Origin of the sequence: Tardiphaga sp. 285_C5_N1_2, assembly GCF_052076065.1 — a bacterium.
Lineage (GTDB): Bacteria > Pseudomonadota > Alphaproteobacteria > Rhizobiales > Xanthobacteraceae > Tardiphaga > Tardiphaga robiniae.
Map to the genome: position 1 here is coordinate 802,395 of NZ_CP197241.1, position 14,166 is coordinate 816,560.

A 14,166-nucleotide genomic window follows, 5' to 3' on the forward strand; every position below is an offset into this window, starting at 1 on the left:
GACCTAGTGCCTGATCTGCGCGAGGAAACGTTTGGTGCGATCTTCCTGCGGCCGGAGGAAAACGTCTTCGGCACTGCCTTGCTCGATGACGAGACCGCCATCGAGGAACACCACCTTGTCGGCGGCCTCGCGGGCGAAATTCATCTCGTGGCTGGCGATCACCATGGTGATGCCGCGGGCACGCAGATCCTTGACGACGGCGAGCACGCTGCCGACCAGTTCCGGATCCAGCGCCGAAGTCGGCTCGTCCATCAGGATGATCTTGGGATTGAGCGCGAGCGAACGTGCAATGCCGATGCGTTGCTGCTGGCCGCCGGAGAGTTGTGCAGGATAGGACGCTGCCTTGTCGGGCAGGCCCACCAGCGCCAGCATCTCCGCGGCACGGGCATTGGCGTCGGCTGTGCTCATGCCGGCGACCTTGCGCAGGGCCAGCGTGATGTTCTTCTGTACAGTGAGGTGCGGATAGAGGTTGAAGCTCTGGAACACCATTCCGATCTGTCGCCGTGCGGCATTGATATCGGTGCGCGGCGACAGGAGGTCGACATTGTCCATGATGATGGAGCCACCATCCGGCTCCTCCAGACGATTGCAGCAGCGCAGCAAGGTGCTCTTGCCCGAGCCGGATGGGCCGATCAGAAAGACCAGCTTGCCTGGCTCGACCAGAAGATCGACGCCCTTCAGGACTTCGGTGGTGCCGAAGCTCTTCCGGACGCCGCGTGCTTCGAGCAAATAGCGGGGCACGGGCGCTGCTGCTGCCGAACTCATGAACAGGTCGGCTTCTGCTCGGTCGCGTCATAGCCGGCAACGCCTGGTGCGCCATAGCCGGGATAGATGGTAGTGGTCGCCGATCCGGCCTCGGGCTCGACACCGAACCACTTCACGTAAAGCTTCTTCAGCGTGCCGTCCTGCTTCATGCAGACCAGTGCGTCTTCGAGCTTGTTGCGCAATTCGGTATTGCCGTTGCGCAGCGGCATGCTCCAGACGAGGCCCGTCTTGTAGAGAAAGGCATTCTTCAGCCGCGGATTGTTCTTCACGATCCAGGCAACGACGGTGGCGGCCGAGATGTTGGCGTCGGCACGGCCGGCGAGCACGGCTTGCGCCGCGTCGGTGCTGGTGGCGAAGGATTCCGACTTCCAGCCATATTTGGCGGCGTTGTCGTTGACCCATTTCTCGTAGATCGCGCCTTTCTGCACGGCGATGGTCTTGCCGGAGAGATCTTCGAGCTTGGTGATGGGAGGTGCCGAAGCCAGCGTCATGAAACGATAGTCGGCGTCGACGAAGCCTTCCATGAACAGTAACTGCTGCGCGCGCTCGGGCGTGACGGTGACCACAGCAGCGAGGAAGTCGTAGGTGCCGGCCTGAAGTGCCGGAATGAGACCGGCGAATTGCGCGCCTTCCACCGTGATCGGGCGTTTGATGCGCTTCGACATTTCATCAACGACGTCGATATTGAAGCCTTCAAGCCCGCCTGACAGTTTGGGCATGGCATGCGGCGCGAAGGTCGAGTCGATCGCGGACTTCAGCGGTTCCTGAGCCTGAGCGAGTGCGGGACTGGCCAAAGCCAGAAGCCCGGCGGCAAGGATCATTGCTTTCATCGAACACCTCCATTGGTGCGGCCAGGCCAAGCCGGCAGCTGGCTCCGCGGTCCTTGTCATGAAGGCTAACGCAATTGCGCATCGGGGGGATATCCCATTTGATGGACATCCTATACGCTCTCGCTGCAGCGCGGAAAAATCGACTACAGACCCGGATGACAATGGAATGGACATTGCGACCTTGGTGATGACAGCCGTGGTGCTTCGTTGCGGCAATGTGCGCGAAGCCGCGCGCCAACTTGGACGCGCACCCAGTACGCTCTCGGCAGCGGTGAAACGGTTCGAGCGCTCCATCGCAGCGCCGTTGTTGAATCGCGTAGGTGCCGCGAGCTTTCTCACGCTTGAGGCACGGCGAATGCTGGACGAGATTGAAGCCGCAGCGGATATCGCGATGGGGATGATCGCGCCCGATAGGGCAGGCGATGCAGCACGGGCTTTCTGCGCCGAGTGTGATGTCAGTCTCACGGCCTTGCAGCGTGTCGCATTGGTTGCGGAAACCGGCAGCGTTCGTCGTGCCGCACGCATCATCCGTCTCGGTCAGCCGCAACTCGCGCGACAGATTGCACGCGTTGAAGATGAGCTCGGCAGCGTGTTGTTTCATCGCTCCCGTATCGGTGTCACGCCGACGCCGGCATGCCAGTTGCTGGTCACGTCGTTGGCTGAACTTGAAAAAACCATGCAGCGACTGTCACGGCGTGCGCGTGAGCGTTTTCGTTCGACCAATGCCACCATCAGGCTCGGGGCGGTGATGCCGCTCGGCCATGAAAGCAATGTCGCGCGGCTGCTGGCCTTTCTCGTCGCCGCTTGGCAGCGGGATCGGCCGACGCAGCCGCTGTTTGTCACCAATGGTACGGCCGAGGATCTGCTGACCGGCCTGAAAGACAAACGGTGCGACGTCGCGTTGATCGACAGCGACACGATCCCGGCCGATGTCTCGTCCCGCGCGCTGGTGCGATCGAAACTTGTGGTCGTTGGCGCGCGCGAGGTGCTGGGTGACCAGCCCGATGTCATGCAGGTGCTTCGGCAACAGCCGCTAGCGCTACCCAGCCGACGCACCGGGCTCGGCCAAGCCGCGCACAAACTGCTGGCGCAATTGCTGCCTCAGGCAGAGATCGATGCGCTGACAATCACGGAAATCGACTCGATCCCGATCATTGCCAACCTGATGCTGGATTTCGGCTTCGTGTCAGTACTCCCCGAAAGCGCACTCGTCTCGTTCGATGCACGCCTCGTGGCGCTGCCGGTTGATCCCGGGCTTGAACTTATCCTGTCGCTGGTCTGGGTACAGACCGAAGGTGCGCGGCGCGGCGCCCGCTCCATTCTTGCTGCCCTGCGCAACTATGCGCCGGCAACGCCAGCAGCCGCCATGATGGTGAACAGCGATTGATTTGAATGAGCGTGGCTACCCACTGCCGCTGACTATGAATTATAATTCTTGATCTTTTCTAATTTCGTGCATTATGCTGCAGAGACGCGAGCGCGGGTGGAGGGCAATGCTCCCACCTGGCGTCAATCTGCATTGGTAGGCCGGATCAACCGGTCATCAATTATTCCGAGGGGAGACGAGCCGATGACCACCAAGGGGTTTCTGCGTCCGTTGACGCGGCGCGCGATGCTGTCCGGGACCGCCGGTGCAGCAACATTCATTGCGACGTCGCCGCTTCATAGCCCGGCCATCGCGCAGAACGCGCCATTGAAGGTGGGGATGATGCTTCCCTACACCGGGACCTATGCGAAGCTCGGCCAATTCATCGATGACGGCTTCCGCCTTTATGTCGAACAGAAGGGCGGCAAGCTCGGTGGGCGCGACATTGCGTTCGTGCAGGTGGACGATGAATCGAAGCCGGAATCAGCCACCGACAACATGAACCGGCTGGTCGGCCGCGAGAAGGCTGACGTCGTTGTCGGCACCGTTCATTCCGGCGTGGCCATGGCGATGGTCAAGGTCGCGCGCGACACCAAGACACTTCTGATCATTCCGAATGCTGGCGCCAATGATGCGACTGGTCCGGCCTGCGCGCCGAACATCTTCCGTACGTCGTTCTCGAACTGGCAGAGCACCTACCCGATGGGCAAGGTGATGGCCGATGCCGGTATCAAGAACGTGGTCACGATCACATGGCGTTATACCGCCGGTGCGGAGATGATCGGCGCCTTCGCTGAAAACTTCACCAAGAACGGCGGCAAGATCGTAGCTGACCTGACGGTGCCATTTCCGGAGGTGGAATTTCAGGCACTGATCACGCAGATAGCGCAGTTGAAGCCCGATGCCGTGTTCAGCTTCTTTGCAGGCGGTGGCGCGGTGAAATTCGTCAAGGACTATGCGGCGGCCGGCCTGAACAAGACCATCCCGCTTTATGGCGCAGGCTTTCTCACCGACGGCACCATCGAAGCGCAAGGCGAAGCCGCCAAGGGCATCAGGACGACGCTGCATTACGCGGACAATCTCGATAATCCCGCCAATCTCGCCTTCCTCAAAGCCTTTAAGGTCAAGACAGGCAAGGACGGCGATATCTACGCCGTACAGGGCTACGATGGCGCGGCGCTGTTGGATATCGGATTGACCGCCGTGGGCGGCGACTTCAATGCGCGCGACAAGATGATCGCGGCAATGGGAGCTGCGAAGATCGACAGCCCGCGCGGGCCGCTGTCCTTCAACAAGGCGCATAACCCGATCCAGAACATCTATCTGCGCGAGGTCCGCAACGGGCGTAACGAGATGATCTCGATCGCCCAGGCCGATGTCGACGATCCCGCGCGAGGCTGCAAGATGACCTGAAGCATCGTTGCGCGGTCCTTAGATGGAGATCGAATCGTCGAAGCCTGTTGTGTGCAATGCCGTCCGTGAAGGAGGTGGCGCTGCGCAGCCAGGTACGGCCTCATGCTTGATTGCGCCGGCGACTGAAGGTGGCCCGCCGTGGTTGGATTGATCTGATGGACCTCATCACACTAGGCGTTCAGTTGCTGAATGCGGTTCAGTATGGCGCAGTCCTGTTCCTTGTCGCGAGCGGCCTGACACTGGTGTTCGGCATCCTGGGGGTCATCAATCTCGCCCATGGCGCGTTCTATATGCTCGGCGCCTATCTGGCTTACTGGATCACATTGATGACCGGCAGTTTTGTGGTCGCCTTGCTTGGCGGCGTGCTGGTTGCCTTCATCGCTGGCATTCTGCTTGAGGCCGTCTTCGTTCGTCTTCTCTATGGCCGGGATCATCTGGCACAGGTGCTGCTCAGCTTCGGCCTCATCCTGGTCATCGATGAAATCAGGCAGTTGCTGTTCGGCAAGGACGTGCATGCGGTTGCTCCGCCCGCGTGGTTGTCGGGGTCGATCCAGCTGACCGACAATCTGTCCTATCCGGTTTACCGGCTGGCGATCTGTGTGTTCTGCCTGATGGTGGCACTCGTCATCTTTTTCGTGATCACGCGCACCAAAATCGGCATGATCGTGCGGGCGGGCTCGGAAAATCGTGAGATGGCGCGCGTGCTCGGCATCAAGTTCGACCGGGTCAATCGCTACGTCTTCGCCGCCGGCATAGCACTGGCGGCGCTCGGCGGCATCCTGATCGCGCCGATCTCGACAGTGTTTCCCGGCATGGGGGATGGCATGCTGATCCTGTCCTTTGTCGTGGTCGTGCTCGGCGGCATTGGTTCGGTCGCTGGCGCAGCCGTCGGCGCACTGCTGATCGGCCTCACGGATACGTTCGGAAAGGTGTTCTTTCCCAGCGTGTCCAGCATTCTGATCTATGTGGTGATGGCAGCCGTGTTGCTGTGGCGGCCCAGCGGAATTCTCGGACGCCAGGATGCTTGATATGAGCATGCCCAATCTGCGGGTCCGATTGTTCGGCATCGCCTGTTTGGCTATGGCGATTGCGCTGCCATTCTGTGTATCGACCTATTACACGCAATTCTTTGCCAAGGCGCTCATCATGGGCATGCTGGCCATGTCACTGAATCTCGTGGTCGGCCATGGCGGTTTGGTGAGCCTCTGTCATGCCGCCTTTTTCGGCCTCGCGGGATACGCGCTTGCGCTGTTGTCGCCTCGTTATGATGCGGCGTCGCTGTTAACGACGCTTCCGATTGCGATCCTGTGCTCCGGCACTGCGGCCCTGCTAATTGGCGCGCTGGTGCTGCGTACCCGCGGCGTCTATTTCATCATGGTGACGCTCGCCTTCGGCGAGATGCTGTTCTTCTTCTTCCACGATACCAAATTCGCGGGCGGATCGGATGGCATCTCCATCAACATCCGGCCCGAGATCGCCATTGCCGGCAGCCAATTGCTCGATCTCGACAAGCCCATGACTTTCTACTTTGTCGTGCTGGGTTTCCTGGTGGGCGTGATCGCTTTGCTCACGATGGTGGTCCGCTCACCTTTCGGGCGGGCGCTGGCGGCAGCCCGGGACAATGAGCGCCGGGCGCGGTCGCTCGGCTTTCCGATCTTTCGCCTTCGCCTGACGGCGTTCACTCTGTCTGGTGCGTTGGCCGGCGTCGCCGGTTATCTGGCTGCGGCCCAGTTCGGTTTCGTCGCGCCGCAGATGCTGGGGTGGCACCAGTCGGCGACAATCCTGGTCATGGTGCTGATCGGTGGTCTGCGCTCGGTCACCGGGCCGCTGGTCGGTGCGCTGGTTCTGATCGGCATGGAAGAAGTGCTGAAGGCGCATCTCGACAACTGGAAGCTTGTCGAAGGCCTGATCATCATCGGCATCGTTATCCTGCTACCCAACGGTGTCCGGCAGATCTGGTCGATGGTATTTGGCGGGTCGCCGCAACGCGTGGCCGAAATCAAGCCTGCAGCTGCGGAAGCTCGTCATGCATGACATTGCGCTGCGTGCCGCTGGATTGCAGAAGCGCTTCGGAGGCCTGCTGGCCGTTTCCGATGTGTCGATCGACATTCGCGCCGGCGAGATCCATGCGGTGATCGGCCCGAACGGTGCCGGAAAATCCACACTGATCAATCTGCTGGCCGGCGAGCTTCTGCCAACCTCGGGTGAGGTCCTGTTGAATGGCGCGGATATTACGTCGTTATCGCCGGACCGACGCGCGCGCGCCGGCCTCGGCCGCGCCTATCAGAAGACGACGTTGTTTGCGCAGTTCAGCGTGCATGAGAATGTGCGTCTTGCGGCGCAGGCCCGTTCAACCGCGCCGCTCCGGATGTTTGGCGGCACGCGGTCCGACCGGCCATACCTCCAGTTGGTCACCGATGCGATCGACCGGGTCGGGTTATCCGCGCGCTCGCAGATCGTTGCCGATAAACTGAGTCACGGCGAACAGCGCCAGCTCGAAATCGCGATGGTGCTGGCGACCAATCCGCAGGTCATTCTGCTCGACGAGCCACTGGCCGGCATGGGACCATCGGAAGCGCGAGGCATCATTGGATTGATCGCGTCGCTGAAGGCAGATCGTGCGCTGCTGGTGGTGGAACATGACATGGATGCGGTGTTCGAACTCGCGGATCGGTTGACGGTGATGCAGGATGGCCGTGTCATCGCCACAGGTCTGCCGCAGGACGTGCGCGTGGATCCCGGCGTGCGCGCCGCCTATCTCGGGGCTGATGGAGGCATCGCGTAATGGCCTTGCTCGAGGTGGAAAAGCTCGATGCGTTTTATGGCGCTAGCCAGATTCTGCACGGCATCGATCTGACCTTCGCGCCGGGCGAGCAGGTGGCGTTGATTGGTCGCAATGGCATGGGCAAGACCACGCTGCTGCGTTCGCTGATGGGATTGATGCCGCTTTGTCGCGGCAGTTTGCGCTTCCACGGCCATGATATCCGCAATGCAGCGCCTGAAACGATCGCGCGATGCGGCATGGCGCTGGTGCCGGAGGGCAGGGGCATTTTCGGTTCGCTGTCGGTCACCGAAAATCTGGTGATGGCCGCGCGACCAGGCAATCACGGCCGTCAGTCCTGGACCCTGCCGAAAATCTTCGAGCTGTTTCCGCGTCTGCATGAACGCCGCAATAATGGAGGGCACCAATTGTCGGGGGGCGAGCAGCAGATGCTGACTATCGGTCGCGCGCTGATGACCAATCCCGATATGATCATGATCGACGAAGCCACGGAAGGTCTGGCACCGCTGGTGGCGCAGTCGATCTGGCAGACGCTGGCGATCGTCCGGGGCGAGGGCATCGCGACCATCGTCGTCGACAAGGATTTTCGGAGTCTCGCGAAAGTCGCCGACCGAATGGTAATCCTGTCGAAGGGCTGCGTGGTGTTCGACGGAACGCCGGCGGCATTGGCTGCGCAGCCGGACGTGCTGGAGCGCCATCTCGGCGTTTGAGCGATCAGGCCACGACGACGGTCAACGCATCGTCATTGGCCGCAAGAATATTGTCGGAAAGCGGTTCCGGCCATTGCACCACGAGGCGGCCGAACAAATCGTTGAGCTCTTCTCGGTCAATGGCGTCGTAAAAACAGGGCGTCGTGGCGCGCGCGATGAAGCTGTGTAGCAGGTGCGCGGCATCATAGTCATAGACGATATCGCTGGGAACGCTTCCCGGCTTGCGCAGCAGGAAGGTTCGCAGGCTTGTCAGGCGTGCCTGCCCGCCGTCTGTGGCGGCAAAGGAGAGCACGGCTGTCTGATGCGCAATGCGTGGGCCATCCTGCATCCGGTCATACATCGGCAGCGCATTGGCGCTGATGACATCGGCGAGATCGCGGAAATCGTTTGAGACGTCTTCGGAATGCAGGGTGTTGCGGATCGCCATGACACCGGCGGGATCGAAGCCGCGTGCTTGCAGAAGCTCGCCCAGTGTCACGACGCAGCGCTTCTCAGTCCGAAAGCCTGGGCATTGGTGTTCAACACGCGCGATACTGCGCCGACCAGTTGCGCGGCAGCCTTGTCCTTGCTGAGGCCGGCCGTATCGACAATGGCGGATGCGCGGGAATAGAGCGGTTCGCGGCTCAGCAGGATCGTGCGCAATTCCTGCATGGCGGAGCGGTCGTCGGCCATCGGGCGCAAGTCACCCTGGCGGCGGACGCGCGCCATATGCTCTTCGGGCTTGGCCTTGAGCCAGATCGTGTAGAACGACGACAATACGCGATCGAAGGTCACGGGTTCCGAGACGATGCCGCCGCCGGTCGCAAGGACGATGGGCTCCTTGCGTCCGAGCAGGCCGTTCAGCGCGGCCTGTTCCATGCGGCGAAAGCCCTCCTGTCCATAGAGGGCGATGATCTCGGCGACCGATAGTCCGTTGTGCTGCTCGATCTCCTTGTTGAGTTCGACGAAGCTCCAGCCGATCTTGTCCGCCAACAATTTGCCAAGCGTCGATTTTCCGGCGCCGCGCAGCCCGATCAGGGCGATGCCGCTGAATGACATATAATTCTGGAACTGACCGTTCCCGCGTCCGGCGAGAACGTCCTTGGCCTGGGCGATCTGGTTCGGTGTCGCGTTGCGAACGAGGTCGCGAATGACCGGCCACTCCGTTGTCGGTTCGTCCGCCGGAATCAGATCTTCGAGATGGGCACCCATGGCGCCGGACACCCGGCGCAGCAGCACGATAGACACGTTGCCCTTGCCGCTTTCCAGTTGCGCGATGTAGCGCTCCGAAATCCCTGACACTTTTGCCAGCACCTTTCGCGACATGCCGCGCAGGCCGCGCATGGTGCGGACACGCTGACCGAGCTGTTCAAGAAAGGCAGTTTCGGGATCGGCCTGGTCGGTCATGTGGTGTGCGTGCTCGCAGAGGATTTCAGGAAAGATAATTCCGGATGCGATTGACAGCAACCGGAGTTGGTGACTTTATATGAATTATAATTCAAAAAAGACGATAGGGAGAGCACCGTGAGCAACGGTTGTGGAATCGCCCAAGGTGCAGACGCATCATGAGTGGGCCGTCCAGTTCTTACAATGCGGTGACCTGGCTTCTCGACCGCAACATCGATGAGGGCCGTGGCAGCAAGCTCGCCTTCACCGATACCGTGACCGAACTGACCTATGGCGACCTGCAGGTAAAAAGCTGCCAACTGGCCAATTTACTGAAGCGGCTCGGTGTCCGGCGCGAAGAACGCGTCGCGATGATTATGCTCGACACCGTCGACTTTCCTGTGGTGTTCCTCGGCGCGATCCGGGCCGGCATCGTCCCGGTGCCGCTCAACACTCTGCTGACCTCGGACCAATATGCCTATGTGCTGGCCGATTGCCGGGCGCGCGTGTTGTTCATTTTCGCGGCGTTGTTGCCGGCGGTCGACGAGATGCTCGGTCGTTTGCCGGATCTTGAGCATGTGATTGTGGTCGGTGGCGCTGGCAATGGCCGCAAGAGTCTGGCTGACGAAGTCAGGAATGAGAGCACAAGCTTCGCCACGGTCGCGACCCATGCGGACGAACCTGCCTTCTGGTTGTATTCGTCCGGATCCACGGGCATGCCGAAAGGCGTTCGCCATCTGCACGCCAGTCTGGAGGCAACGGCGACCACCTATGGCAAGCAGGTTCTCGGCATCCGCGAGGACGATGTCGGACTGTCTGCGGCCAAATTGTTCTTCGCCTACGGTCTCGGCAACGCCATGACATTTCCCATGTCGGTCGGCGCTACGACGGTGCTCAATCCGGAGCGACCCACGCCGGCCACGATGTTCGGCCTGATGCGGCGATATCAGCCGAGCATCTTTTTCGGGGTGCCGACATTGTTCGCGGCGATGCTGAACGATGAGGGGTTCAAAACGGAAGCTCGCCTCCCGCGCCTGCGCATTTGCACCTCGGCCGGCGAAGCGCTTCCGGAGCCGGTGGGGAATGGCTGGAAGAGCCGCTTCGGCGTCGATATTCTCGATGGCGTCGGCTCAACCGAACTGCTGCATATCTTTCTGTCGAATGCTCCCGGCGATATCAAATACGGCACGTCCGGAAGGCCGGTACCAGGTTATCGTGTGCGGCTCGTCGATGACGCGGGGCGCGATGTCGCCGATGGAGAAATCGGCGAGTTGCTGGTCGATGCGCCTTCCGCCGGCGAGGGATACTGGAATCAACGCAGCAAGAGTCGTCGCACCTTCGAAGGGCATTGGACGCGCACCGGCGACAAATATGTGCGCGACGCCGACGGGCGCTATACGTTCTGCGGACGTGCCGATGACATGTTCAAGGTGTCCGGCATCTGGGTGTCTCCGTTCGAGGTCGAGAGCGCGCTGATCGCCCATCCCGCCGTATCCGAAGCGGCGGTCGTGCCGGAGGCCGACGCCGAGGGGCTGTTGAAGCCGAAGGCTTTCGTGGTGCTGAAACCGAATGCCGTGGTCGAGGGCCTGCGCGAATCCTTGAAGGATCACGTCAAGCAACGGATCGGTCCGTGGAAATATCCACGCTGGATCGAGGTTGTCGATTCCCTTCCCAAAACAGCCACCGGAAAAATCCAGCGCTACAAATTGCGCGATGGAGCGACGGTCTGAAACCGAGAGATGGATGACAAGATGAGTGCATTGCAATCCGCGGGACGGCTGACCATCGGTGCGTCCGAACTCGAATACCGCATGATCGGTCCGCAACCGGATGCAGCGCCGACCATCGTGCTGCTGCATGAAGGGCTGGGCTCGGTCGCGCTGTGGGGCGACTTCCCGGACAAGCTTCAGGCAGCGACCGGCGCCGGCGTCTTCGTCTATTCGCGCGCTGGCTACGGTGCATCGACGCCGGTCGCGCTGCCGCGGCCGCTGGACTACATGCATGTCGAAGCACTCGAGGTGCTACCGCAACTGCTCGATGCCATCGGCTTTCGCCGCGGCTTGCTGGTCGGTCATTCCGATGGCGGATCCATCGCCGCAATCTATGCCGGCGGCATTCAGGATCATCGCATCCGCGGCGTCTCGATGATTGCGCCGCATTTCGTCGTTGAGGATATTTCCGTCACGTCGATCGCCGAAATCAAAACGAGTTACGAGCAGGGCGACCTCAAGGCCAAGCTCGCGCGCTGGCATGATGACGTCGACAACGCGTTCTATGGCTGGAACGGCGCATGGCTCGATCCGCAGTTCCGTGACTGGGATATTTCCGACTATCTCGCTTATGTGCGCGTGCCCGTGCAGATTTTGCAGGGAGCCGACGATCAGTACGGCACCATGAAGCAGATCGAGATAGCCGAGGTCGAATGCTATTGCCCGGTGGATGTCGAGATCATTCCCGGCGCTGCGCATTCGCCCCATCGCGAGGCCCCCGAGGTCACGCTGAATGCCGTGGCGGATTTCGCCAATCGCTTGCTGCATTTTCACGGCGAGGGTGAATTACGCGCTGCGTAAGCGGGCACGATCGTGACTGTCACTCCTTCTCTTGCGATGCCGCGCTGGCCCTATCGGCTCGGCAAGCAGACGAAGGCTGATCACGACACGCTGACGCAGGCCAAGGCGCTGGTCCCGCTGCGCTATGCCCGGTTCGTCCCGGCGGATGATCCGGCGTTGCGCTACGGGCTCGCGCTCAACGATGCCGGCTTCTTCTGGGAGGCTCACGAAATTCTCGAGGCTGTTTGGAAGGTCGCGCCGCAAAGAGGGCGCGACCGGATTCTGCTTCGCGCCTGTATTCAGGTTGCCAATGCCAATCTGAAACTCAGTCTGCAGCGGCCGCGCGCGGCACATCGATTGCTACAGGACGCACTGTCCGAACTCGATGAGCTCGCCATGCGCCCGCCGGCGGGTATTGCCGGAAGCTTTTCCGAGCACTTTCCGGTCGCGATGCTGGCGTCTGCGCTCGCGCATCAACTGGCGGTCGACGAGGCCAAGCGGGGTCCGGTCAAGATCACCGGAACATGAAAGAAAATGCATAATTCTATCGGATTTCCCTAGACGCCCCCAATATCATGAATTATTGTGCATATAACCAAGGCGCACGGCGCATAAATCAAGACTGTCAAAGGGTGGAGCATGGCCGCAGAGCAACGCGTTCTCTCGAACGGCGCCAAATTTATCGACTTCCAAACCGATCCGTCGCGCTACCGCCACTGGAAGCTCAGTGTTGATAACGACGTGGCGACGCTCACCATGGATGTCGATGAGAATGGCGGTCTGTTCGAGGGCTATCAGCTCAAACTGAATTCCTACGATCTTGGCGTCGATATCGAACTGGCGGATGCCGTGCAGCGGCTTCGTTTTGAGTATCCCGAGGTCAAGGTCGTGCTGCTGCGCTCTGGCAAGAACCGCGTGTTCTGCGCTGGCGCCAATATCCGCATGCTGGCCGGCGCTACTCATGCTCACAAAGTCAATTTTTGCAAATTCACCAATGAGACTCGCAACGGCTTTGAAGACTCGAGCGAAAATTCCGGCCAGCGCTTCATTTCGGTGATCAACGGGACAGCTGCAGGCGGCGGCTATGAACTGGCGCTGGCCACCGATCACATTATCATGGCGGACGATGGTTCGGCGGCGGTGGCGCTGCCGGAAGTGCCGTTGCTGGCGGTGCTGCCGGGCACTGGCGGTCTGACGCGCGTGGTCGACAAGCGCAAGGTGCGCCGCGATCACGCAGATTACTTCTGCACGATCGAGGAAGGCATCAAAGGCAAGCGCGCAGTGGCTTGGCGGCTGGTCGATGACATCATTCCGAACAGCAAGCTTGAAGCCAAGGTCGCGGAGCGGGCCAAAGAGTTTCTGGCGACGTCGAAACGTAGTGGCGCCGGCGATGGTCTCAAGCTGGCACCGCTGAATCGCCGCTTCGATGACAGCGGTATTCGTTACGGTCTGGTCAATGTCGATATCAATCGCGCAGAGCGAATTGCTACCATCTCGATTAAAGCGCCTGACGCGGCGGCGCCGTCGGATGTCGAGGGCATGATGGCGCGGGGCGCTTCCTTCTGGCCGCTGCAGGTGGCGCGCGAGCTGGACGACGCCATTCTGCATCTGCGAATCAATGAACTTGAGACAGCCATGCTCGTGTTCAAGTCGCATGGCGAAGGCGCCAATGTGCTGGCTCATGACGCCTTCCTCGAAACGCACAAGGCTCATTGGCTGGTCAACGAGATCCGGCAATACTGGAAGCGGGTGTTGAAGCGCATCGATGTGACCTCGCGCACGCTGGTGACGCTGGTCGAGCCGGGCTCGTGCTTTGTCGGCACGCTGGCCGAACTCGTCTTCGCTGCGGACCGCTCCTACATGCTGGTCGGCCAAAAGCAGGGCGACAACCGCGCGCCGCCGGCCATCGTATTGAGCGCGATGAATTTCGGACCTTACCCGATGAGCCACGGGTTGACGCGGCTGCAGTCGCGCTTCCAGGCCGATCCAGAAGATGGCACCCGCGCGAAAGCGCGGATCGGCGAGCCGCTGGATGCGGAAGCTGCCGAGCAGCTCGGGCTCGTCACCTTCGCGCTCGATGACATCGACTGGGATGACGAGGTGCGCGTGTTCTTCGAAGAACGCTGCAGCTTCTCACCCGACAGCCTCACAGGCATGGAAGCCAATCTGCGCTTTGTTGGGCCGGAGACGATGGAATCGAAAATTTTTTCACGGCTGACCGCCTGGCAGAACTGGATCTTCCAGCGGCCCAATGCGGTCGGCGAGAACGGCGCGCTTGGACGTTACGGCACCGGCCAGAAGGCGCAGTTCGACATGACGCGCGTATAGCGTCCGCAACTGGAACAGCGCGGCCATGTGTCACTCTTTGGATAAATGCAAGTCGGTG

The 14,166-nt window shown here is 60.9% G+C and carries 14 protein-coding genes; 10 read left to right on the forward strand and 4 right to left on the reverse strand.

The features are described 5' to 3' along the window. Positions 1-3 precede the first annotated feature (3 nt). Positions 4-765, reverse strand: coding sequence for an amino acid ABC transporter ATP-binding protein (locus AB7951_RS03775; RefSeq protein WP_120286992.1), 762 nt, complete (start codon positions 763-765; stop codon positions 4-6). Then, positions 762-1,595, reverse strand: coding sequence for a transporter substrate-binding domain-containing protein (locus tag AB7951_RS03780; RefSeq protein WP_120286991.1), 834 nt, complete (start codon positions 1,593-1,595; stop codon positions 762-764). Before AB7951_RS03780 ends, AB7951_RS03775 begins: the two co-directional genes overlap by 4 nt. 166 nt (positions 1,596-1,761) lie before the next feature. On the opposite strand from AB7951_RS03780, the gene AB7951_RS03785 reads away from it, so the two are divergent. The 6 genes from AB7951_RS03785 to AB7951_RS03810 all read left to right on the forward strand — a co-directional run bounded on the left by AB7951_RS03785 (position 1,762) and on the right by AB7951_RS03810 (position 7,866). Then, on the forward strand, positions 1,762-2,982 hold the full coding sequence (locus AB7951_RS03785) for a LysR family transcriptional regulator (protein WP_158596713.1): 1,221 nt from the start codon (positions 1,762-1,764) through the stop codon (positions 2,980-2,982). A gap of 183 nt (positions 2,983-3,165) precedes the next feature. After that, entirely contained in the window at positions 3,166-4,374 is a 1,209-nt protein-coding gene (locus AB7951_RS03790; RefSeq protein WP_120286989.1) for an ABC transporter substrate-binding protein, read from the forward strand. 155 nt (positions 4,375-4,529) lie between these two features. Next, positions 4,530-5,402: a branched-chain amino acid ABC transporter permease gene (locus tag AB7951_RS03795; RefSeq protein WP_120286988.1), complete on the forward strand. Its 873-nt coding sequence runs from the start codon at positions 4,530-4,532 to the stop codon at positions 5,400-5,402. Position 5,403: 1 nt separating this feature from the next. Beyond that, positions 5,404-6,408 (forward strand): branched-chain amino acid ABC transporter permease, encoded by a 1,005-nt coding sequence (locus AB7951_RS03800; protein WP_120286987.1) that lies wholly within the window; start codon positions 5,404-5,406, stop codon positions 6,406-6,408. Then, a complete protein-coding gene (locus AB7951_RS03805) occupies positions 6,401-7,159 on the forward strand; it encodes an ABC transporter ATP-binding protein (RefSeq protein ID WP_089266070.1) in 759 nt (252 codons plus the stop codon). Before AB7951_RS03800 ends, AB7951_RS03805 begins: the two co-directional genes overlap by 8 nt. Then, positions 7,159-7,866, forward strand: a complete 708-nt coding sequence (locus AB7951_RS03810; protein ID WP_120286986.1) for a branched-chain amino acid ABC transporter ATP-binding protein — start codon at positions 7,159-7,161, stop codon at positions 7,864-7,866. Before AB7951_RS03805 ends, AB7951_RS03810 begins: the two co-directional genes overlap by 1 nt. Positions 7,867-7,870: 4 nt before the next feature. Here AB7951_RS03810 and AB7951_RS03815 read toward each other — a convergent pair whose 3' ends face one another. Both AB7951_RS03815 and AB7951_RS03820 read right to left on the reverse strand, forming a co-directional pair. Continuing rightward, positions 7,871-8,344, reverse strand: a complete 474-nt coding sequence (locus AB7951_RS03815; protein WP_120286985.1) for a hypothetical protein — start codon at positions 8,342-8,344, stop codon at positions 7,871-7,873. Beyond that, positions 8,341-9,252 (reverse strand): helix-turn-helix transcriptional regulator, encoded by a 912-nt coding sequence (locus tag AB7951_RS03820; protein WP_093756981.1) that lies wholly within the window; start codon positions 9,250-9,252, stop codon positions 8,341-8,343. Before AB7951_RS03820 ends, AB7951_RS03815 begins: the two co-directional genes overlap by 4 nt. A 158-nt stretch (positions 9,253-9,410) precedes the next feature. On the opposite strand from AB7951_RS03820, the gene AB7951_RS03825 reads away from it, so the two are divergent. From AB7951_RS03825 to boxC, 4 genes are all read left to right on the forward strand, one after another. Beyond that, entirely contained in the window at positions 9,411-10,961 is a 1,551-nt protein-coding gene (locus AB7951_RS03825) for a benzoate-CoA ligase family protein (protein WP_120286984.1), read from the forward strand. Between the two features lie 21 nt (positions 10,962-10,982). Next, on the forward strand, positions 10,983-11,801 hold the full coding sequence (locus AB7951_RS03830) for an alpha/beta fold hydrolase (RefSeq protein ID WP_120287979.1): 819 nt from the start codon (positions 10,983-10,985) through the stop codon (positions 11,799-11,801). Between the two features lie 36 nt (positions 11,802-11,837). Further along, a complete protein-coding gene (locus AB7951_RS03835; RefSeq protein ID WP_120286983.1) occupies positions 11,838-12,308 on the forward strand; it encodes a DUF309 domain-containing protein in 471 nt (156 codons plus the stop codon). Between the two features lie 111 nt (positions 12,309-12,419). Then, positions 12,420-14,108, forward strand: coding sequence for a 2,3-epoxybenzoyl-CoA dihydrolase (boxC, locus tag AB7951_RS03840; RefSeq protein WP_441255660.1), 1,689 nt, complete (start codon positions 12,420-12,422; stop codon positions 14,106-14,108). Positions 14,109-14,166: the final 58 nt, after the last annotated feature.

Coding starts and splice junctions, on each gene's coding strand:
- AB7951_RS03775 (WP_120286992.1), bottom strand. CDS start 765: ATGAGTTCGGCAGCAGCAGCGCCCGTGCCCCGCTATTTGCTCGAAGCA.
- AB7951_RS03780 (WP_120286991.1), bottom strand. CDS start 1,595: ATGAAAGCAATGATCCTTGCCGCCGGGCTTCTGGCTTTGGCCAGTCCC.
- AB7951_RS03785 (WP_158596713.1), top strand. CDS start 1,762: ATGGACATTGCGACCTTGGTGATGACAGCCGTGGTGCTTCGTTGCGGC.
- AB7951_RS03790 (WP_120286989.1), top strand. CDS start 3,166: ATGACCACCAAGGGGTTTCTGCGTCCGTTGACGCGGCGCGCGATGCTG.
- AB7951_RS03795 (WP_120286988.1), top strand. CDS start 4,530: ATGGACCTCATCACACTAGGCGTTCAGTTGCTGAATGCGGTTCAGTAT.
- AB7951_RS03800 (WP_120286987.1), top strand. CDS start 5,404: ATGAGCATGCCCAATCTGCGGGTCCGATTGTTCGGCATCGCCTGTTTG.
- AB7951_RS03805 (WP_089266070.1), top strand. CDS start 6,401: ATGCATGACATTGCGCTGCGTGCCGCTGGATTGCAGAAGCGCTTCGGA.
- AB7951_RS03810 (WP_120286986.1), top strand. CDS start 7,159: ATGGCCTTGCTCGAGGTGGAAAAGCTCGATGCGTTTTATGGCGCTAGC.
- AB7951_RS03820 (WP_093756981.1), bottom strand. CDS start 9,252: ATGACCGACCAGGCCGATCCCGAAACTGCCTTTCTTGAACAGCTCGGT.
- AB7951_RS03825 (WP_120286984.1), top strand. CDS start 9,411: ATGAGTGGGCCGTCCAGTTCTTACAATGCGGTGACCTGGCTTCTCGAC.
- AB7951_RS03830 (WP_120287979.1), top strand. CDS start 10,983: ATGAGTGCATTGCAATCCGCGGGACGGCTGACCATCGGTGCGTCCGAA.
- AB7951_RS03835 (WP_120286983.1), top strand. CDS start 11,838: ATGCCGCGCTGGCCCTATCGGCTCGGCAAGCAGACGAAGGCTGATCAC.
- boxC (WP_441255660.1), top strand. CDS start 12,420: ATGGCCGCAGAGCAACGCGTTCTCTCGAACGGCGCCAAATTTATCGAC.